Source organism: Nocardiopsis exhalans (assembly GCF_024134545.1).
Taxonomy (GTDB): domain Bacteria; phylum Actinomycetota; class Actinomycetes; order Streptosporangiales; family Streptosporangiaceae; genus Nocardiopsis; species Nocardiopsis exhalans.
This window is the reverse complement of sequence record NZ_CP099837.1, coordinates 6,000,240-6,018,888: the sequence shown is the minus strand read 5'-3', so window position 1 is coordinate 6,018,888 and position 18,649 is coordinate 6,000,240. Positions and strand designations below refer to the sequence as shown.

Annotated in this window: 18 protein-coding genes; 6 read left to right on the top strand and 12 right to left on the bottom strand. The window is 70.9% G+C overall.

Annotation, left to right across the window (positions count from 1 at the left end; translation table 11 throughout):
- Nucleotides 1-134 precede the first annotated feature (134 nt).
- A complete protein-coding gene (locus tag NE857_RS26605; RefSeq protein WP_254418128.1) occupies nucleotides 135-1,694 on the top strand; it encodes a long-chain-fatty-acid--CoA ligase in 1,560 nt (519 codons plus the stop codon).
- 175 nt (nucleotides 1,695-1,869) lie between these two features.
- Here NE857_RS26605 and NE857_RS26600 read toward each other — a convergent pair whose 3' ends face one another.
- The 4 genes from NE857_RS26600 to NE857_RS26585 all read right to left on the bottom strand — a co-directional run bounded on the left by NE857_RS26600 (nucleotide 1,870) and on the right by NE857_RS26585 (nucleotide 6,362).
- Nucleotides 1,870-3,522 carry a glycoside hydrolase family 10-like protein gene (locus NE857_RS26600; protein ID WP_254418127.1) on the bottom strand — a complete coding sequence of 551 codons (1,653 nt, stop codon included), beginning with the start codon at nucleotides 3,520-3,522 and terminating at the stop codon, nucleotides 1,870-1,872.
- Between the two features lie 252 nt (nucleotides 3,523-3,774).
- The gene (locus NE857_RS26595) at nucleotides 3,775-4,341 is read right to left on the bottom strand and encodes a type I-E CRISPR-associated protein Cas6/Cse3/CasE (protein ID WP_017583356.1); all 567 of its coding nucleotides are present in this window, start codon (nucleotides 4,339-4,341) and stop codon (nucleotides 3,775-3,777) included.
- Nucleotides 4,342-4,510: 169 nt separating this feature from the next.
- Nucleotides 4,511-5,509, bottom strand: a complete 999-nt coding sequence (locus NE857_RS26590; RefSeq protein ID WP_254418126.1) for an ABC transporter substrate-binding protein — start codon at nucleotides 5,507-5,509, stop codon at nucleotides 4,511-4,513.
- 130 nt (nucleotides 5,510-5,639) lie between these two features.
- Nucleotides 5,640-6,362, bottom strand: a complete 723-nt coding sequence (locus NE857_RS26585; protein ID WP_254418125.1) for a DNA alkylation repair protein — start codon at nucleotides 6,360-6,362, stop codon at nucleotides 5,640-5,642.
- A gap of 123 nt (nucleotides 6,363-6,485) precedes the next feature.
- Between NE857_RS26585 and NE857_RS26580 the strand changes: the two genes are divergently transcribed.
- The 3 genes from NE857_RS26580 (at nucleotide 6,486) to NE857_RS26570 (ending at nucleotide 9,262) form a co-directional block, all read left to right on the top strand.
- Nucleotides 6,486-7,286, top strand: coding sequence for a PP2C family protein-serine/threonine phosphatase (locus NE857_RS26580; RefSeq protein ID WP_254418124.1), 801 nt, complete (start codon nucleotides 6,486-6,488; stop codon nucleotides 7,284-7,286).
- 475 nt (nucleotides 7,287-7,761) lie between these two features.
- On the top strand, nucleotides 7,762-8,733 hold the full coding sequence (locus NE857_RS26575; RefSeq protein ID WP_254418123.1) for a TauD/TfdA dioxygenase family protein: 972 nt from the start codon (nucleotides 7,762-7,764) through the stop codon (nucleotides 8,731-8,733).
- Between the two features lie 136 nt (nucleotides 8,734-8,869).
- Nucleotides 8,870-9,262, top strand: a complete 393-nt coding sequence (locus NE857_RS26570; RefSeq protein ID WP_254418122.1) for a RidA family protein — start codon at nucleotides 8,870-8,872, stop codon at nucleotides 9,260-9,262.
- 57 nt (nucleotides 9,263-9,319) lie between these two features.
- On the opposite strand, the gene NE857_RS26565 is transcribed toward NE857_RS26570, so the two are convergent.
- The 3 genes from NE857_RS26565 to NE857_RS26555 are packed head-to-tail and all read right to left on the bottom strand — an operon-like array spanning nucleotide 9,320 to nucleotide 12,335.
- Complete coding sequence (locus tag NE857_RS26565; RefSeq protein WP_254418121.1) at nucleotides 9,320-10,693, bottom strand: MFS transporter; 1,374 nt, start codon at nucleotides 10,691-10,693, stop codon at nucleotides 9,320-9,322.
- Nucleotides 10,690-11,634, bottom strand: a complete 945-nt coding sequence (locus NE857_RS26560) for an NADP-dependent oxidoreductase (RefSeq protein WP_254422101.1) — start codon at nucleotides 11,632-11,634, stop codon at nucleotides 10,690-10,692. The genes NE857_RS26565 and NE857_RS26560 overlap by 4 nt, the downstream gene beginning before the upstream one ends.
- A 59-nt stretch (nucleotides 11,635-11,693) precedes the next feature.
- Nucleotides 11,694-12,335, bottom strand: a complete 642-nt coding sequence (locus NE857_RS26555; protein WP_254418120.1) for a DsbA family oxidoreductase — start codon at nucleotides 12,333-12,335, stop codon at nucleotides 11,694-11,696.
- A 94-nt stretch (nucleotides 12,336-12,429) separates the two neighbouring features.
- On the opposite strand from NE857_RS26555, the gene soxR reads away from it, so the two are divergent.
- Nucleotides 12,430-12,879, top strand: a complete 450-nt coding sequence (gene soxR / locus NE857_RS26550) for a redox-sensitive transcriptional activator SoxR (RefSeq protein ID WP_254422100.1) — start codon at nucleotides 12,430-12,432, stop codon at nucleotides 12,877-12,879.
- A 158-nt stretch (nucleotides 12,880-13,037) separates the two neighbouring features.
- Entirely contained in the window at nucleotides 13,038-14,117 is a 1,080-nt protein-coding gene (locus NE857_RS26545; RefSeq protein WP_254418119.1) for an RNA ligase (ATP), read from the top strand.
- Nucleotides 14,118-14,171: 54 nt separating this feature from the next.
- Here NE857_RS26545 and NE857_RS26540 read toward each other — a convergent pair whose 3' ends face one another.
- The 5 genes from NE857_RS26540 to NE857_RS26520 all read right to left on the bottom strand — a co-directional run bounded on the left by NE857_RS26540 (nucleotide 14,172) and on the right by NE857_RS26520 (nucleotide 18,648).
- Nucleotides 14,172-15,932 carry a PH domain-containing protein gene (locus NE857_RS26540; protein ID WP_254418118.1) on the bottom strand — a complete coding sequence of 587 codons (1,761 nt, stop codon included), beginning with the start codon at nucleotides 15,930-15,932 and terminating at the stop codon, nucleotides 14,172-14,174.
- Nucleotides 15,929-16,414 carry a PH domain-containing protein gene (locus NE857_RS26535; protein WP_254422099.1) on the bottom strand — a complete coding sequence of 162 codons (486 nt, stop codon included), beginning with the start codon at nucleotides 16,412-16,414 and terminating at the stop codon, nucleotides 15,929-15,931. The genes NE857_RS26540 and NE857_RS26535 overlap by 4 nt, the downstream gene beginning before the upstream one ends.
- Nucleotides 16,415-16,524: 110 nt before the next feature.
- Nucleotides 16,525-17,151 carry a TetR/AcrR family transcriptional regulator gene (locus NE857_RS26530; protein WP_254418117.1) on the bottom strand — a complete coding sequence of 209 codons (627 nt, stop codon included), beginning with the start codon at nucleotides 17,149-17,151 and terminating at the stop codon, nucleotides 16,525-16,527.
- A 108-nt stretch (nucleotides 17,152-17,259) separates the two neighbouring features.
- Complete coding sequence (locus tag NE857_RS26525; RefSeq protein ID WP_254422176.1) at nucleotides 17,260-17,430, bottom strand: hypothetical protein; 171 nt, start codon at nucleotides 17,428-17,430, stop codon at nucleotides 17,260-17,262.
- A gap of 18 nt (nucleotides 17,431-17,448) precedes the next feature.
- Nucleotides 17,449-18,648 carry an anhydro-N-acetylmuramic acid kinase gene (locus tag NE857_RS26520; RefSeq protein WP_254418116.1) on the bottom strand — a complete coding sequence of 400 codons (1,200 nt, stop codon included), beginning with the start codon at nucleotides 18,646-18,648 and terminating at the stop codon, nucleotides 17,449-17,451.
- Nucleotide 18,649 lies beyond the last annotated feature (1 nt).

Below are 18,649 nucleotides of genomic sequence, written 5' to 3'. Positions count from 1 at the left end.
TGCCGGAGCCGCCACGCCTTTCCGGAGCCCTTCGCGCAGGCGGGTTTCGAGAAAACCACCATTGACACCACGGCACCGGCATATATACGTTCCGGAAACATACCGTCTGGTCGGTTAAATCCTAGGTGGGTGCCATGAGTTTCAACCTCGCGACGATCCTTCAGGAATCACGGCGGGAGAACCCAGACAAACCCCTCTGCCACATCAACGACCTGGAGTTCAGTTACGCCCAGGTCGACGAGATCTCCGGGCGGGTGGCCTCCGCGCTGCGCGGCCTCGGACTGGAACCCGGGGACCGGGTCGCCGTCCAACTCCCCAACCTGCCCCAGTTCCTGTTCACCTACTTCGGCATTCTCAAGGCGGGCCTGGTCATGGTCCCCCTGAACCCGCTCCTCAAGGCGCCCGAGACCGCCTACCACCTGACCGACTCGGGGGCGCGGGTCCTCGTGACCTTCGAGATGTTCGCCGAGGAGGCGGTGCGGGCGGTCGAACTGGCCGAAACCGGGGAGAGCGTGCGCACGTACGTGGTGAACCTGCCCGGCAACGACGAACGCCCCGAGGGCACACTCCACTACGACGAGCTCTACTTCGCCGAGGACTTCGGCGAACCCGAGCCCACCGGGTCCGACGACACCGCCGTCCTGCTCTACACCAGCGGCACGACCGGCAGGCCCAAGGGCGCCGAACTCACCCATTTCCAGATGTACATGAACTGCACCGTGGGCGGGGACCTCTTCGGTTTCCGCGATGACGACATCGGCCTCGCGGTCCTGCCGCTCTTCCACATCTTCGGCCTGTCCAGCGTGCTCAACGTGGCGGTGCGCAACGGCGGCACCGTCGTGCTGGTGCCCCGGTTCGAGACCGCCGCGGCGCTGGAAGCCATGGAGAGGCACCGGTGCACGATCCTCGCCGGGGTGCCGACCATGTACCAGGAAATCCTGCACAGTGACACCGGGGGCCGGGACCTGTCCACGCTGCGTGTGGGTGTTTCCGGAGGCGCGTCGATGCCCGGCGAGGTCATGCGCGCCTTCGAGGAGAAGTTCCCCGGGATGGTGATCCTGGAGGGGTACGGGCTCTCGGAGACCTGCGCCGGGGCCACCTTCAACATCAACGCCGAGCAGCGCAGGGTCGGCTCGATCGGGAAGCCGCTCTGGGGAGTGAGTGTGCGCGTGGTCGACCCCGACGACCAGCCGCTCCCGCCCGGCCCCGACCAGGTGGGGGAGATCGTGGTCCGGGGCCACAACGTGATGAAGGGTTACTGGAACCGTCCGGAGGCGACCGCCGAGGCCTTCCGCGGCGGCTGGTTCCACACCGGCGACCTGGGCTACACCGACGAGGAGGGCTACTTGTTCGTCGTCGACCGCAAGAAGGACCTCGTCATCCGCGGCGGGTACAACGTCTACCCGCGCGAGGTCGAGGAGGTCCTGTACGAGCACCCCGAGGTGACCGCCGCCGCGGTGATCGGGCGCCCGGACGCCCGCCTGGGTGAGGAAGTCGTGGCCTGTGTGTCCCTGGGCCCCGGCGCCAAGGCCACCGAGGAGGACCTCATCGCGTTCTGCAAGGAGCGGCTGGCCGCCTACAAGTACCCGCGCGAGGTGCGCCTGTTGAGCGAGCTCCCCGTCGGACCGACCGGCAAGATCCTCAAGAAGGAGCTCCGTCCCCTGGCCACGGGCGAGAGCGGGGGCGCTACCTAGGCCGGGAGCCGGTCCCGCTGGCCCCCGGCGAGCGCTCTCGCGGGTCCGGGGAGAGCTTCCGCCGCCTTCGCGGGCCCGGGGCACAGGAGGGGCCCGGCACCTGGATGGTGCCGGGCCCTCGAGGGCTCTTCGTGAGGGCTCCGGGGCGGCGGTCCGGAGGCGGGTTCAGGGGTTCCTAGGGCAGGTACCGCGGGGCGCTGGCGCGGCTCTCGTGGTGCAGTCGGTGCAGGGCGGTCACGTAGTACGTGGTGTCGGAACCAGCGGGTGCGGTGAAGGCCGCGGAGCCGTTCTCGTCCGCCCGCACGGTGCCGAGCAAGGCGCGCGGGTCCTCGATACCGCAGCGGGCCTGATGCGGTGCGGGCCTGCCGTCGAAGGCGTAGACCGCGTAGTAGGCGGGCGCCTCGCCGGGGCCGGGCCTGATGTCCAGGACGGTGCCGCCGTCCCCCTCGCCCGCGCTCACCCTCGGGGGAGCGGGGACGGTTCCGCCGAGGTCCCGCTTGACCGGCACCAGGGCGGGGTGCGAGTAGTGGTCCGCGACCAGGATCTCCATCGCCTCCCGGGCGTTGGTGCGCAGCGACGTCGCGCTGAAGTAGACGTCCCCGTGGACCCCGGGGTAGTCCTTGTTGAAGTCCAGGTGGCTGGAGAGCTCGTTCGGGTCCTGCCACGCGCCCGCGTTGCCGACCTTGTAGGCGGCCTGCCCGATGTACAGGTGCGTGTCGGTGCCCGCGGTGACCTCCGCCCACCAGGGGACGAGGACCGAGTAGTCCGCGACGGGCAGCCCGATCTTCCAGTAGACCTGCGGGTTGATGTAGTCGAGCCAGCCCTCCAGAACCCACTTGCGGCTGTCGGCGTACTGGTTGTCATAGGACTGGGAGCCGTTGGTGTCCGACCCCTCGGGGTCGGTGCTGGAGTTGCGCCAGATCCCGAACGGGCTGATCCCGAACTTCACGTGCGGCTTGGCGTCGTTGACCGCGTCGCTCATCCCCTTGACCATGAGGTCGACGTTGTCGCGCCGCCAGTCCCCGATGTCGTCGAACCCGGCGCCGTACTCGGCGTAGGTGTCCTCGTCGGGGATCTCCAGGTCAGCGACCGGGTAGGGGTAGAAGTAGTCGTCGAAGTGCACCCCGTCCAGGTCGTAGTTCTCGACCGAGTGCATCATCGCCTCGATCACGAACTCGCGGGCCTCGGGGATGCCGGGGTTGTAGTACAGCAGTCCGCCGTACTCGAAGATCCAGTCGGGGTTCTGCCGGGCCGGGTGGTCCTCGACGAGCGCGTCGAGATCGTTGTGCATGGCCACCCGGTACGGGTTGTACCAGGCGTGGAACTCCAGGTTCCGGGCGTGGGCCTCCTCGACCGCGAACTCCAGCGGGTCGTACCCGGGGTCGCCGCCCTGCTCACCGGTGAGCCACTCCGACCAGGGCTCGTACGGTGACGGCCAGAAGGCGTCAGCGGTGGGTCTGATCTGTACGAACACCGCGTTGAGGCCGTTGTCGACGGCCTCGTCGTACAGGTCGACGAGGTCGGCCTGCTGTTTCTCGGGGCTCTGGCCCTGCTCGGTGGGCCAGTCGATGTTGTACACCCCGGCGATCCACTCGGCTCGCATCTGGTGCTTGGGCGGGGCCCCGGGGTCGCTGACGCAGGGCGCCTGGCTCTCCGGTTCGGGTTCCGCGGCGGCCTGCGGGGCGTGGAGCAGCGCCGCGGTCAGCGCCGCCGCGAGGGCTCCGCTGAAGAGCGTGGTCCGGGAGGCGGCACGTGGTGCGGTGGTGCGGGGGAACGGAGCCGAGGGATCGGGCCGTGCGGCGGGTCGGTTCCGGTGCGGGTACGCCAAGGTTGCTCCTTCAGGCTTGCGTCGTACGGACGGGGACCTGGGAGGAGCCACCTGTTCTTCGGTGTTCCTCCGGCGGGTCCGCGTGCGACGGTCAGCTCGGGCTTAGGAGAAAACCTTCATGATTTACCCGCTGAATGCAACACTCCTACGCGAGGTTGGGGCAGATGGGAAGAATGTGATGTTTTTAGCTTGAATTCCTTATTGGTGGAATCCTGATCCCGCTCAATCGTTGTCCCGCGCGTTCACGTGCGCCTACTGGTCTTCCAGCGGGGAGGTCAGGAGCAATCCGGCACCGGTGGCCGTGCCCGCGCCGATGCCCTTCAGCGACAGCTCCTGGAGCGCCTCGCTGTCCTGGACGATGGCCTCCCCGATGAAGTGGAAGCGAGCCGGACGGCCGCCCAGGCGCTTCCACTTCGCCGCCGTGACGCGCAGGGCCTCGCCCAGCTTCAGGTCCAGCCACGCGTCGAACTCCGACTCCGGCAGGGCGACCTTCTTCACCTTCGGCCTGGGGTTCTCCTCCGTGGGCTCCGCCTCGCGCTGCGCGGTGGGCGCGGTGATGAGCTCCCATCGGACGGCTTCACCCTCCGGGTGCCGGGTCATCGGCAGGATCGAGGCCGACTTCGCCCCGGAAAGCTTTCCCCAGGCTGGGGCGGTGTCGGAACTGATCACCAGAGTGGTGGGGGACAGGCGCGCCCACAGCACCCGGGCGTCGGATTCGGGGGCGGGGTCGACGGCCTTGCGCACGGCCCGGCCCATCACCCCCCACTGGTCCATGCCGATGCTGCGCTGGGGGTCGAGGCTGATGCGGGACAGGTACAAGGAGATCCGATCTGGGTCGTCCCGCTGAAGCGGGGATCGCGTGCGCGCACGAAGCACCGGAGGAGTCCGGGCCCGTGGTGAGGTTTTCTAGCCTACGAGGGGTGGGCCCCTGATCAGCCCACCCCTCACGGGCCCGGGGCGCGCGCTTCGGGTGCCGCTCCCCGAATCCTCAGGAGAGAGCTTCACCGATCCGCGGCGCCAGGTGGTCGAGTGCGTACGGGAGGGAAAGCACGGAGTTGTAGGTGACCGCGCCGCGCTCGTCCAGGGTGGTGGTGACGACGGAGTCCTCACGCACCACGTCGAGGCTGTCGAAGACACTGGACCCCTCGGTGATGTCGAAGTCCTCGTCGTCACTCACCACGAGCAGCAGGTCTCCGTCGAGCAGGTCCACGCGTTCCGCGGACAGCTCCACGAAGAAGTCGTCCCCGCGGTCCCGCTCGGTGATCGCCTCGGGGATGTCGAAGCCCAGCGACAGGAGGAATCTGCCGCGGGCGTCTCCGGGCAGGTAGGCGCCGTACTTGCCGTCGTAGGGAAGGACCGCGGTCCCGGTGAGCCCCTCGAACTCCGGGTACTCGGCGCGTGCCTGTTCGAGGAGTTCGCCGGTCGCCTCGTTGAGGGCGACGCCCTCCTCCGGGCGGCCGAGCGCGGTGGCGATGATCTCCGTCGCCTCGTCCCGGGGCACGGTGTACGCGGCGACCCCGGCGGGTCGCGCGACCACGGGGGCGATCTGGGAGAGGGTCTCGTAGACGGCGTCTTCGAACCCGGCGGAGACACCGATGATGAGGTCGGGGGCGAGGTTGGCGATCTGCTCGACGTTGGGTTCGGAATCGGAGTCGATCCGGGCCAGCTCGGCGCCCTCGACCAGGTCGTCGGTCCACGGGCCGAGCCCGGACTCGTAGAACGTGTAGCCGGTGTTGCCGACCGGGACGAGGTCCAGGGCCAGGACCGCGTCGGCGTCCGTGACCCCGAGGGTGACCACGCGCTCGGGTTCCTCCTCGATGGTGGTACTGCCGAACTCGTGCTCGATGGTCACCGGGAAGGCGCCTTCGGCGGCCTGCGATGAGGGAGCGCTCTCCGACGAGCGGTCGCCCGCGTTCCCACAGGCGCTGAGGGGGAGAAGGACGATGAGGGCGCACGCGATCGAGCGCGGGGCGGGGCCGGTGAACATGGGACTCCGTTCGCTAAGGTTAGGCTCGCCTATCCTAGTTCCGCGGTGGCTGGTCGCCCGGGCGGCCCCGCTCACACCCGCGCGCCCCCGGACCCCGTTCCCGAGCCTGGCCCGCCCGTGTGGCCCGTGCTCACGCGCGCAGCCCCCGGTAGTGGGCTCGCTGTTCTGGCGGAAGCTTCTCGATCGCCGCGCGCAGCAGGGGGCGCGGGGCCCTCGCCGCATGAGTGTCCAGGAAGGCCAGCAGTCGATCGGGGTCCACGTCGCCCGCGGAGCGCAGCATCCAGCCGGTCGCCTTCTGGACCAGTTCGTGGTCGTCACCCAGCAGGAGTTCGGCGATCGCGAAGGTGTCGTCCAGGTCCTCGTGCCCGATGAAGTGTGCTGTCGCCACGATGGAGGTCCGTCGCTGCCACGGGTTCTCCGAACGGGCCAGCTCGTACAGAACCTTCCGAGAGCGCTCTCGCAGATGTCGGCCCACGACGTGGTAGGCGGCCAGGTCCACCAGGTCCCAGTCGTTGACACGGTCATGGCGGCGCAGGTACAGGTCGGCGAGCTCGCCGACCTGCTCGGGGGTGGCCCCCTTGCGGCGGGCCTTCTTCTCCATGATCCTCAGCGCTCCGGCGCGCGCCTCGTGGACCGGGCTTTCCAGCAGGGCCTCGATCTGGTCGAGGTCCATGTCCACGAACTCCTTGGCGAGCGCGAACACGGTGCCCATGCGCACCCCGACGAAGTAGTCGAGGGGGTCCTGGGCATCGGCGTCGAAGCGGAAGTACCGCTGGTACTTGCGGAGCTCCTCCTCGCTTCGGTGGGTGTCGAGCCGGGCCAGGAAGGCTTCGGCGGTCAGGTCGTCGGCCATGGGGTGACGATAACCGAGCGCACCCGACCGCACCGGTCGGAACACCCCGCCGAACCGCGGCCCGGCCGGACCCGGCCCGCCGTGCCTTCCTGCTCCGGGGACCTCTCTGCCAGAATCCCGAACATGACCCAGACCCCGGTATGCGTCGCCTGTGAGGGGACGGTCGCCCCCGACGGCCACTGCTGGGACTGCGGTGCGGACCAGCCGGACCACAGGGTGCGGATGGAGACCACCGGGGCCGACGGCGCGGCGGGGGTCAGCGACCGGGGGTCGCGGCGCGGGATCAACGCGGACGCCCTGGCGCTCGCGGCCGCGGGGGACTGGACCGCCGGGGTGGTCTGCGACGGGGTGTCGATGTCGCCGAGGGCCGAGCGCGCCGCTCAACTCGCGGCGGAGACCGGCTGCGCTGCCCTCGCTGAACGGCTGGTCGGCGGAGACCTCCCCGAGACCGCCCTGAGCCGCTCCGCCGCACGCGCCGGGCGGGCCGTCGAGGCCCTGTCCGGCACCGAATCCCCGGCACCCGCCTGCACGTACGTGGCGGGCGCGGTGGGCCCCGAGGACCTGTGGGTCGCCTGGGTCGGGGACAGCCGCGCCTACTGGCTGCCCGAACAAGGTCCGGCGGTGCTGCTGACGGAGGACGACACAGGGGAGTTCGGCGCGATCTCGGCGTGGTTGGGCGCCGACGCGGAACCGGCCGAGCCGGGTTCGCGCAGTCCGCGTCCGACGGGCCCCGGCGTGCTGTTGCTGTGTACCGACGGGCTGACCCGCTACCTTGCCGATCCGGCTGATCTGAGAGCCGCGGTCCCGTCCCCGCGGCGCGGGGGCTCGTGGCTGCCCGCCGCGCGCGCCCTGGTCGGACACGCGCTCGACCGGGGCGGACACGACAACGTCACCGCCCTCCTCCTTCCGGTCGGCGACCGGTGACCGCGGGCTCCACCGGGGCGGTAACCCCCTCGCCGGTGGGGCCTGGGGCCCGGGGCGGTTGACAGGCACCCTTCCCGTGCTCCACTCTCACAGCTATGAGAACCCCCTTGTCGAGCCGCCCGACCGTTCGCCGGTCCTTCCGGGCAGCTGACAGGGCGCGTCGCGGAACGCCGGGCATCATCCTGCGCCGCGGTCGCCTGGGTTCCCCTCCGCACTGTTGATCCGCCGCTGCCGTTCCGAGGCCCGCGGTGTCCGGTGCGTCGACTCCCTTCCTCAGGGGTAGGCGCTGACCAGCGATTTCCGTGCCCGAGCCCGACTCCGGCGCCACCGCTGGCGAATCAGTCCACGCTGCCCCGCTCTCCCGCGGCCGGTCTCCGGACCGAGCCGTACCGGCCTGGATTCCCTGAACCCGTGACACCGTCCTGCGCCTCGGCGGCCCCTTCCGCCCTTGTCACCGATCAGAGAGACAGAGAACATGAGCCCGAGCCTGACCCGGAGAACCGACACCGAGGCCGCCGAGGCCACCCGGCCCGCCGGGCCCGCCATTCGGGGGAGCACCGCCGTGGACACCGCCCTGGTCGAGGGGCCGCGCACGCTGTGCCGCCTCCCCGAGGGAGAGCTGCCCCGCCCCTACGAACTGTTCGAGGTCCGGCCGCTCGGTGCCCTCATCGGTGCGGAGATCCACGGCATCGACCTGCGGGAGGAGATCAGTGAGGAGCTGCGCGCCGAACTCAACCGCGCGCTGCTGGAGTTCAAGGTGGTCTTCTTCCGGGACCAGCCCATCGACTCCGCCCGCCAGCAGGAGATCGCCCGGCTGTGGGGTGAGCTGGAGACCAACCCGTTCATCGAGCAGGGCGACGACGTCCACATCGCCCGGTTCGCCAAGAGTGAGGCCCCGCCCAGCTACGAGAACGTCTGGCACACCGACGTCACCTGGCGGGAGGCGCCCGCTCTCGGCGCCATCCTGCGCCTGGTCGAGGTTCCGCCGGTCGGCGGCGACACCCTGTGGGCGGACATGGCCGCCGCCTACGACAACCTCCCCGATGAGGTCAAGGAGCGCATCGAGGGGCGCACCGCGGTGCACGACGTGATCCCCGGGTTCTCCCGTTTCCTGGACGAGGACCGGCTGCTGGAGTGGCAGGACCGGTTCCCGCCGGTCGAGCACCCCGTCGTGCGCACCCACCCCGAGACCGGCCGCAGGACGCTGTTCGTCAACGTCTCCTTCACCACTCGGATCGTCGGCATGGACGAGGCGGAGAGCGACGAGCTGCTGCGCTTCCTCTTCCAGCAGGCGCACACCCCCGAGTTCCAGGTGCGCTTCCGGTGGGAGCGCGACTCGGTCGCGTTCTGGGACAACCGCGCCACCCAGCACTACGCGGTGAACGACTACCACCCGCACCCCCGTGTGGCCGAGCGCGTCGCCATCGTCGGTGACCGGCCCTTCTGACCCCGCCCCGGCCCGGTCGGGCCCCGAGCCGCCGTCCCGGTCCCCGGGAACCGGGGCGGCGGCCGATATTGACCTCAAGCCGGATTGAGGTTCTAGCGTTGGGCTCCGTCAGGTTCCCCTCACGGAAGGCCCCGTCATGCTGCGCACCACCGTCAACCCCTGGACCTACCCCGAGGGTATGGACCAGGGCGTCCTCATCGAGGGGCACCAGCGCCTGCTCTTCGTCAGCGGACAGTGCTCGGTCTCTGCCACGGGTGAGTCGCTGCACCCCGGTGACATGCGGGCCCAGACCTCGGTCGCCCTGGACAACGTCGAGGCGGTCCTGCGCGAGGCGGGCATGGGGCTGGGGAACATCGTCCGCATGAACACCTACGTCACCGACGTCGAGGCCTTCTTCGCGCAGGCGGGGGAGCTGATGGCCGAGCGCCTGGCCGCCTTCGACGTACGACCGCCCGGGGTCTGCGCCCAGATCAGCCGCCTGGGCCGCCCCGAGCTGCTCGTGGAGCTGGAGGCCTTCGCCGCCGACTGAGCGACCCGGTCCGGGCACGGCCCGGACCGGAGAACCGGACCGACCCCGTCCTGCCCCTCAGCTTCGCCCGTCCGAGTCCCCCCGGACCGGACGGAGAGTCACGGTGACGGCGAGGGCGGCCACGGCCACGACCGTCACCAGGCCGTACACCGTGAGGTAGCCGCCCAGCACCCCCGCGGTCAGGACCGCGCCGGTCACCGCGAGCAGGCTGGACGACCCCAGGGACTCCGCCACCTGCAGGGCCGAACTGTTGGCGCCCTGCCGCTCCTTCGCGGACAGCGTCAGAACCGTCGAGCTGAGCTGCGGGTACGCGATGCCCATACCGACCCCCATCAGGACACAGGTCAGGGCGGCCGCGGGGGCGGGCAGCAGCCCGCCGACCACCAGAGCGGCCCCTACCGGACCGCACGAGACGAGGGCGGCGGCCCTCCACAGCAGGTCCGGCCGGTGCGGGTCGGCGGTCGAACGCCCCTGCAACCAGGCACCGCACGCCCAGCCCAGCGCCCCGACCGCGACCACGAGACCGGAGGCGGCAGGCGCGTAGCCCAGCTCGTACTGGAGGTAGGCGGGCAGGTAGACGTCGGTGGCGGCCACCGAGCCGCCCAGCAGCGCTCGCAGGAGCACCAGCCGGGGGATGCCCGCGCGTGCGCGCAGGGTGCCGACGGGGAGCAGCCGTACGGCGGTGGCCGCCAACACGGCCACGCTGACCGCCGTGCCCACCGCGAGCAGGGGCGCCGTCTGCTGTCCGGAGACGTGCAGTCCCAGCAGCGCGACGGCGGCGGCACCCGCCCAGAGCATGCGCCGGTCCAGCACCGGTCCCTGCCCGTGGCCCGACCCCGCACGTCGCACCACCCCCACCAGGAACAGCAGCGACACCACTGACCCGGCCAACACGAGAGCGAACACCACGCGCCAGTGCACCAGCTGAACCAGGAGCCCGGAGACCAACGGCCCGACCACCGACGGCAGCAGCCACGCGGCGGTCAGCAGCGCGAACATACGGGGGCGGGCGTCCTCGTGCACGAACCGCGCGATGACCACGTACAGGACCACGGAGTCGATGCCGCCGCCGATGCCCTGGAGCAGTCGGCCGAGTACGAAGACCTCCATGGTGGGCGCGACCACGCACAGCGCGATCCCGAGCAGGAACGCGGCCGCGCCGAACAGCAGGGGCCGCAACGGTCCGCGCCGGTCCGCCCACGCGCCGCCGAGGGTCATCCCGACCAGCCCGGTCGTCACCGTCGCGGCGAAGGCCAGCGAGTACCAGCTCTGCGCGTCCAGGTCCCTGGCCACCACCGGCAGGGCCGTGGTGACGGCGAAGGACTCGAAGGCGATGAAGGTCATCAGCCCGAGCGCCCCGATCACCAACGGCCGCGACCCCCGGGTCCAGAGCCGGACGGCCGGGGCGGGGGGTCCCAGCCCGGCGGTCATGGCGCCCCGTCGCTGTCCGTGCGCTCCCCGGCCCCGACCACCAGGGCGATCTTGCCCCTGCCGTGGCGGGTCTCCACGTCCAGATGGGCCTTCCACACCTCGTCCAGCGGGAAGGTCTCGCGGATCGTGATGGTGAGCCGCCCCTTCGCGCACAGGTCGAGCAGCTCGCGGAGCCGGGCCGCCGACCGGTCGCTGCTGATCCACTGGCAGCCCAGCTCCTCGACCAGGGCGATGTCGACGATCGTCCCGACCCGGCTCCGGTCCCCGACCAGTTCGACCGCGGTCCGCAGGTTCTCGTGCCCGGCCGCGTCGAAGGCCGCGTCCACCCCCTGGGGCGCCGCGGCCCGGATCCGCTGGAGCTGTCCCTCGCCGTACTCGACCGGCACCGCACCCAGGGAGCGCACGTACTCGTGGTTGGCCGGGCTCGCCGTGCCCACCACCCTGGCTCCGCGCGCCACGGCCAGTTGCACGGCCACCGTGCCGACCCCGCCGGCCGCGCCGTGCACCAGCAGGGTTTCGCCCTCGCCCACGCGCAGCCGCTCAAGGGCGGTGTGCGCGGTCTGCCCGGAGGCCGACAGGGCGCCCGCGGTCAGCCACGACACCTCCGCGGGCTTGGGGACGACCTGTTCGGCGGGCACGTTCACGAACTCGGCGTAGCAGCCGAGTACCCGGTACCCGGCGACCCCGTCGCCCACGGAGAAACCGCTCACCCCGGCACCGATCTCGGCCACGGTCCCGGCGAACTCGTTGCCGAGGACCTGCGGGAACACGATGGTCGCACCCGGTGGGGTCCAGCCGCCCCGGATCACCGCGTCCGTCAGTTGTACGCCCGCTGTCCGAACCCGGACCAGGACCTCTCCCGGCGCGGCCACGGGACGCGGCACCTCCCGCACCGTCAGGTTCTCGGCCGGACCGAACGCGTCGATCGCGGCGGCCCGCATCGTGGCCCCGGGAGTAGTGCCCGCCGTCGTGCCCACCGCCCTGCCCTCCGTTCCGCTGCTCATCGGCGGGCCTCCACCCGGCTCAGGAACTCCACCAGGTCGTCGACGCTCCGTGCTCCGCTCAGCGCCTGCCCCGCGTGCACGTAGGTCGGGATGGAGCCGACACCCTGTGCCACGGCCTCCCGGTGGTCGGCCTCGACCTCCGCGGCGAAGTCGTCGGAGCCCAGCAGGGCGTCCACGTCCCCTTCGGTGAGCCCGAGCCCCTTCCCGACCCGGCGCAGCGTTTCCGGGTCCGTCAGGTCCTCGCGCCGTTCCAGGTGCGCTGTGTAGAGCTGGTCCCACACCTGTTCGGGGTCGAACCCCCGGGACACAGCGAGTCTGATCAGTCGGTGGGCGGGTCGCGAGTCGACGTTCAGCACCTCGTTCATCTCGATTCCGAGGCCTTCGCGGCGGCTCGCCTCCGCCACCCGGCTCCTGGTGGCCTCCCACCGGGCCTCGCTCATGCCCCACGAGTTCAGCGCGGCGCCGCGCACGGTCCGGTCCAGGGAATCCGGGCCCGTGGGCTCCAGCAGGAAGCTCCGGCGCACCACGGTCATCTCCCGGCCCGCCGTCCCCAGCCGCTCCAGCGCGGCCCTCAGCCGCCGGTGGCCCATCCAGCACCAGGGGCACCTGATGTCGGCCCACACCGTGATCTCGTTCATCGAGTTCTCCGAACTCTCGCCTGTCGTGTCCGTCGCGTAGAGTCCACTTCGTCAAGTGAACTTGATGTCAAGTCGGCTGGTGGAGGAGAGCCTGATGCCGCAGTTGGACCCGGACATCCTCTGGCTGAAACCGGGGCAGGTGGCCCACAGGGCCGGGGTGGCGGTATCGGCCCTGCACTACTACGAGAGCCTCGGGCTGATCAGGAGCCGCCGCACGGCGGGCAACCGGCGCGAGTACCGCCGGGACACGCTCCGGATCATCGCGTTCATCCGCACGGCCCAGCGCCTGGGCCTGTCCCTGGAACGGATCAAGGAGGCCATCGACCAGCTTCCGGAGGAGGGCCTGCCGACCAAACGCGACTGGGCCCGCATCTCACGTCAGTGGTACGACGAACTGACCGAACGCATCGAGGAGCTGACCGCGCTGCGGGACCGCTTCTCCAACTGCATCGGCTGCGGCTGCCTGTCGCTGGTCTCGTGCCCCTACTCCAACCCGGAGGACGTCCTGGGCCGGGACGGCAGCGGCGCCCGACGCTTCCCCTGAGGGCCGCCCCCGGGCTGTCCCGGCGGGTCCCTTCCAAGCCCGCAAAGCCCGGCGGAAAAGGCGTTGTGGCGTCCCCTGGTCTCGGACACACTGGCTCGGACGCCGGGCGTGAGCGCCCGTGACACCGTCCGAAGAGGACACCACGAACAGGGAGAGCAATGTCCACCCTCCGGGTCACCGCCGAGCGGCTCACGATCCTTCCGCACCCCAACGCCGACGCGCTCGAACTCGCGCAGGTGGGGCTTTTCCGCGCGGTCGTCGCCAAGGGGGCGTACCGCACTGGGGACTGGGCCGTCTACATCCCGGAGAACGCCGTTCTCCCGGACGACCTGATCGAGGAGGTCGGGCTCACCGGCAAGCTCGCGGGCGCCAGGAAGAACCGGGTCAAGCCGCTCCGGCTCCGCGGTGAGGTGTCCCAGGGCGTCGTCTGCCGACCGGCCGGGCTCGGCGACCGCGACCTCGCGGCCGAGCACGAGGCCGGGACCGATTTCGCGGGCGAGCTCGGCGTCACCAAGTGGGTCCCCGAGGTCCCGCTGCACATGAGCGGTGCGATGGAGCCCGCCCCCGACCTGCTCAGGTGGGTCGAGGTCGAGAACATCAAGCGTTACCCGGACGTGTTCGAGCCGGGGGAGCCGGTCGTGGCCACCGAGAAGATCCACGGCACGGCCTGCCTGTTCACGCTGGTCGCCGGGACCGGTGAGGAGTTCGTCTCCTCCAAGGGCCAGGGCGCCAAGGGGCTGGGGCTGGTGCGCTCCGAGGACAACCTGTACTGGAGGGCGGTCACCGCGCACGGTGTCGCCAAGGCCGCGCGCGCCGTCGCGGAGCGCTTCGACGCGTCCCGGGTGGGTGTGTTCGGTGAGGTGTTCGGCGCGGGGGTCCAGGACCTCAAGTACGGCGAGACCGGCCGCAGTGAACGGCCCGGTTACGCGGTGTTCGACATCCGGATCGAGGCGGGCGGTGAGAGCCGGTGGATCGACGCCGCCGAACTGCCCGCCCTGCTCGCGGAGGTGGACCTGCCCGCGGTCCCGGTGCTCTACGACGGCCCCTATGACGAGGCCGCGTTGTTCGCCGCGGCGGAGGGTCAGGAGACCTGGAGCGGGGCCGCCCTGCATCTGCGGGAGGGTCTGGTCGTCCGGCCCGCACAGGAACGCTTCTCCGAGGTCCTGGTCGGCCGCACGATCACCAAGTTCGTCTCCGACGCCTACCTCACCCGCAAGGGCGGCACGGAGTTCGAGTAGGTACAGACCGGACACGCGGGCTGCGGCGGGGCACTGCCGCAGCCCCGACTGGGGTCAACAGGACAGACGGTTCAGCGGGCCAGGGCTTCGGCGGGGCCGGGCGACCTCGCGCTCCTCGGTGACGAGGAAGGGGTCGAGGACCCCCGGGGCGGCGTCACTCGCGAACAGCGCGGACCCGTTGGCGGAGATGTCGGGGGCCTCGTACCCGCCGGCCCCGGCCGCCGTCATCGTCGCCACGCTCCGCAGCCCCAACAACCGCTGGAACACTGATTCGCGGATCACGACCGTGCTCACCGCGGAGCGCCGCAGCGCCGTCGTCGCCCGGAAGAACAGCCCGGATCGCAGAACCACGTATTCGTCGGCGATCTGGTGGCCCAGAGCTCGGTAGGCGATCACCCCGCCGATGAGGGCGAGCGGTCCGAGTGCAAGGGGTACGATCCACACGGCGACCCACGGAACCAGGCCGAGGGCGGCCGTCCACGCCATCGCACCGGTGCCCGACGCCGTTGTCGCCACCGCCCACCAAAGCCTGCGCCCGAGCGCTGCGCGAGGGTGGTGCCTCAGAGGCGCCTCCATGGGGTTGTCGGACGCCTCCAGTACCGCCGCCGCGGTCGAACGGGCCACCCGCAGCGGCCCTCGGGGCAGCACGGCGGTGGGCGCGGACATCGATTCCTCGTCCAGGCCGGTCGTGATCACCGTGGTGTCAGTGATCCCCAGCCAACGCCACAGCACCGGCTCGGAGATCTGTACACCGCGGATCCGGGCCTCGTCCCGGTTGACCTCCCGTGTCCGGAGCAGTCCCTGACGGGTCCGCAACAGGGTGCCCTTGACGCCGGGAACGCGGGCCAGTTCGAAGTTCCAGTACTCGAAGAAGTAGGCGACCCCGAGCCCGACCGAACCGATCGCCCCCAGCACGAGGATCCCGGCCAGGGCGACCCACCCCCAGTGCAGCCCCCAGTTGTTGAGGAGACCGATGACCCATCCTGCGGGGTCCAGACCGAATGACGGCCCCAGGGCGTAGACGGCCCAGCACAGGCCCGCCGCCATGACGAAGGCCCAGATGTTGAACATGTTGTACACGACCCAGCCGGGGCGGAAAACGGCCAGCACACGCGCTTCACAGACCTGCTCGCTCGCCTGCGCGGAGCTCTGCTCGCCGGTCTGACCGGGGGTCTGTGTGGTGGGAGTGGTCAGTGTCCCGCCTGCTTGAACCGGGCGGCCCCTCATGCGCCCGGGGCGCGGGGAGTTCTGCTCGGGTGCGCTCAGCGTGTCAGGCGCCACGTGTGGCGCGGGATGAGCGAGAACGAGGAGTCGGCGCAGACCTTCGGCCTCCGCCTTGGACACCGCGTTCAGATCGAAGGCGGACTCTCCGGCGGCCGCCTGCTGGCCCGCGCCGATGGTGACCACGCGCAGCCCCACGATCCGGTGCCAGAACTTGGCGTCCACGTCCACGCTGCGGATCCGGTCCCGGCGCACCGAACGGTGGTTGCGCACCAGTACACCGGTCCGCAGTTCCACGTACTCCCCGGTCACCCGGTAGCGGGTGAAGACCCAGCGCAGCGCGTCCACGGTTGCCCCGCCGACCCCGATCACGGCGATGATCGCCACCGGCATCAGGTTGCCCGACAGGAAGTCCGTGACGAAGAACCAGCTCACGAGGGTCAGCGGGAGCACGGACAGCAGACTCCAGACCCCGTCGGCCCAGAGCATGCGGTTGCTCAACCGGGACCAGGGGACCTCGGCTGTTCCCTGGGGTTCCCGGCTTTCCTGGTTTGCCGGAGTTTCCTCGGGCGACGCGGTTTCCTGGGAGCTCATGTGGCATCTCCCGGGGTCCGCTGAGTGACGGCGCGCAGCTTCTCGGCGGCCTCGGCCGCCACCTCGTGGTCCAGTCCGACGATGTCGATCGCACCCTGTGAGGAGGCCGTGGTCACCCGGAGCGTGGCCAGGCCCAGCATCTGCTCGAACGGTCCGCGTACCGAGTCCACGGTCTGGATGCGTGAGATCGGTGCCACCCGCCACTCCCGGACCCACCAGCCGCTGAGGCCGTAGACCGCTTCGTCGGTGACCTCCCAGCGGTGGACGGCGTACCGCCACCAGGGCTCGACGATCGTGCCCACCAACAGGAGCACGGCCGCCGCGGCCGCCACCACGAGTGTCCACGGGCGGGCCGCCTCCCAGAACACGTGGGTGGCGATCGCGATTGCGAGGAGCGGCGCGAAGAGGGCCAGGGACTGGAGCGCCCACCACCGGACGGCCCGGTGTTCGACGCGATGGCGCGGTGGCCGCAACCGGGTCATCGGCGCGACCGGGGTCTGCGCCTCGGCGTGCGGGGTCCCGGCGCGCGGAGCTGTGGATCCGGAGCCCACGGGGGCGGTGCTCGGTATCGGTGGGTCCTGCGGGGCGGTGGTCATCGGTTCTCCCTGCGGATCGCGTGGTGGACGAAGTCGAGGAGGTTGTCCGTCTGGTCGGTGAGGTCGAGGTTCTCGTCCATGACCCACGCGCTGATCAGTGCCTCGGTGCTGCGCAGGATGATGACGGCGGTGGAACGGGGGTCGAACTCCCGGAACTCCCCGTCCCGCTGCCCGCGCTGGAGGAGCTGCGCGAACTCGTCGACCTCCTCGTCCAGCTGGCCGGTGAACGGGTTCGAACCGTCGGCGGAACGGTGGTTCGTGATGATGCTGATCATGGCGAGGAACCCGGTCCGGTGTGCTGCGTAGTACTCCACCTGACCGCTGATCCACGCGCTGACCTGACCGGTCGCGGTTGCTTCGGCCCCCACCCGGGCGAACATGAACTCCGCGGACGCGTCGATGAACTGTTGCGCGACCAGGGCCATGAGCTCGTCCTTGCCCGCGAAGTGGTAGGAGATCACGCTCTTGCTGATCCCCGCCTGCTCGGCGATCCGGGACAGCGAGGCGTTCGCGTAGCCGACCTGGGCCACTGTCTCGGCGGCGGCCCTGATCACCTGTTCGCGCCGTGCCTGCTCGATGAACGAGGGGCGCTTCCGGCCGGTCGGGGTTTTTCCAGTCTGCATGGTCCTATTCTAGGCCGACCGGTCTGAAAATAGGCAAGGGCTGATCGAGGACGGTCGTTGAGAAGCACAGCGGGTCGGCCCCCGGCAACCGGGACCAGCTGCCTGACCTCAGGAAACGGAGCCGCGGTCCTCTTCTCGCCCAGCGGACTCACTCGGCTTGTCAGGGGTGTCGGCGTCCGCCCTGGGGGAATCGTCGCGTTGACGTCCGGACAGCCGCAACCCCAACCATGCCGAGGCCAGCAGGTACACCACGATGACGACGAGATCGATGGCCTGCACGGTGCTGCTCCCGGGGGGTCAGCGGGCCGGTGACCCGGAGTCGGGGGTGCTGACGTACAGGCGGCGGGGCGCCACCGGGGCCGGTCGGGGCATACGGAGCGGTTCCGCGCCCGGGGTGATGCGCCCGGCGATCGGGGCGCGACGGGCCCCGGTGCAGTCGGGCAGGGAACCGGCCAGCCCGTGCCAGCTCAGGAAGCCGATCAGCGCGAACAGGTACGCCTCCTTCGCGTCTCCGTCCAGGCCGAGCCGCTCGGTGGAGTCGAGCCGGGCGGGGGAGAGGTGGGCGGCCAGCCGTTCCATGAGTACGGGGTTTCGGGTACCGCCACCGGAGACGAGCACCTTCCGGACTCCGAAGGGGCGCAGGGCGTCGGCGACGGTGACGGCGGTGAGCTCCACCAGAGTGGCGAGCAGATCCGCGTCCGAGGGGCGCCCGACCAGCGTGAGGGCGGCGTCGAGGTGGTCTGGGCCGAACAGTTCCAGCCCGGTGGTCTTGGGTGCGGGCAGCCGGTAGTACGGCTCGGCGAGCAGTTGGTCCAGGAGTGCCGGGTCGGGGCGGCCGGTCCGGGCCAGCGCCCCGCCGGAGTCGAAGTCGGCCCGTCCGTCGGTGACCAGGCGCATGGCAGCGTCGATGAGGGAGTTGGCGGGGCCGGTGTCGAAGGCGCGCGGCGGTTGCCCGTCGCGCACCACGGTCACGTTGGCGATACCGCCGAGGTTCAGTGCGGCGGTCGGCTCGGTACGGCCGCCGAGCAGCAGCAGGTCCAGGGTGCTCGCCAGCGGGGCGCCCTGACCTCCGGCGGCCACGTCGGCCACCCTCAGGTCCGAGACCACGGGAAGGCCGGTGGCCTCGGCGATCCAGGCGGGCTGGCCGAGCTGGAGGGTTCCGTGCACGGTGGTGCCGTCGGCCCAGTGGAAGAGGGTCTGGCCGTGTGAGGCGACCAGGTCGGCCCGTCCGTCGGCGAACTCGGCGATACCGCTCCGTGCCGCCGCCGCGAACTCCTGGCCGATCCGGGTGTCCAGCTGACAGACGGCCTCCATCGTGGTGGCCGCGGGCGGAAGGGCGCCGCGGATCGCCTCACGGAGGGGGCCCGAGTAGGGCGTGGTGGCGAACCCCAGCGGGACCAGCCGGAGGCATTCACCGCCCTGCTCGAACTCGAACCGGGCGGCGGCCACGTCGATCCCGTCGGCAGAGGTCCCGGAGGACACTCCGATGACGATCATG

What these genes read in the sequence shown, in the direction of transcription:
- NE857_RS26605 (WP_254418128.1), top strand. Translation starts at nt 135, where the DNA reads ATGAGTTTCAACCTCGCGACGATCCTTCAGGAATCACGGCGGGAGAAC.
- NE857_RS26590 (WP_254418126.1), bottom strand. Translation starts at nt 5,509, where the DNA reads ATGTTCACCGGCCCCGCCCCGCGCTCGATCGCGTGCGCCCTCATCGTC.
- NE857_RS26585 (WP_254418125.1), bottom strand. Translation starts at nt 6,362, where the DNA reads ATGGCCGACGACCTGACCGCCGAAGCCTTCCTGGCCCGGCTCGACACC.
- NE857_RS26580 (WP_254418124.1), top strand. Translation starts at nt 6,486, where the DNA reads ATGACCCAGACCCCGGTATGCGTCGCCTGTGAGGGGACGGTCGCCCCC.
- NE857_RS26575 (WP_254418123.1), top strand. Translation starts at nt 7,762, where the DNA reads ATGAGCCCGAGCCTGACCCGGAGAACCGACACCGAGGCCGCCGAGGCC.
- NE857_RS26570 (WP_254418122.1), top strand. Translation starts at nt 8,870, where the DNA reads ATGCTGCGCACCACCGTCAACCCCTGGACCTACCCCGAGGGTATGGAC.
- NE857_RS26565 (WP_254418121.1), bottom strand. Translation starts at nt 10,693, where the DNA reads ATGACCGCCGGGCTGGGACCCCCCGCCCCGGCCGTCCGGCTCTGGACC.
- NE857_RS26560 (WP_254422101.1), bottom strand. Translation starts at nt 11,634, where the DNA reads ATGCGGGCCGCCGCGATCGACGCGTTCGGTCCGGCCGAGAACCTGACG.
- NE857_RS26555 (WP_254418120.1), bottom strand. Translation starts at nt 12,335, where the DNA reads ATGAACGAGATCACGGTGTGGGCCGACATCAGGTGCCCCTGGTGCTGG.
- soxR (WP_254422100.1), top strand. Translation starts at nt 12,430, where the DNA reads ATGCCGCAGTTGGACCCGGACATCCTCTGGCTGAAACCGGGGCAGGTG.
- NE857_RS26545 (WP_254418119.1), top strand. Translation starts at nt 13,038, where the DNA reads ATGTCCACCCTCCGGGTCACCGCCGAGCGGCTCACGATCCTTCCGCAC.
- NE857_RS26540 (WP_254418118.1), bottom strand. Translation starts at nt 15,932, where the DNA reads ATGAGCTCCCAGGAAACCGCGTCGCCCGAGGAAACTCCGGCAAACCAG.
- NE857_RS26535 (WP_254422099.1), bottom strand. Translation starts at nt 16,414, where the DNA reads ATGACCCGGTTGCGGCCACCGCGCCATCGCGTCGAACACCGGGCCGTC.
- NE857_RS26530 (WP_254418117.1), bottom strand. Translation starts at nt 17,151, where the DNA reads ATGCAGACTGGAAAAACCCCGACCGGCCGGAAGCGCCCCTCGTTCATC.
- NE857_RS26520 (WP_254418116.1), bottom strand. Translation starts at nt 18,648, where the DNA reads ATGATCGTCATCGGAGTGTCCTCCGGGACCTCTGCCGACGGGATCGAC.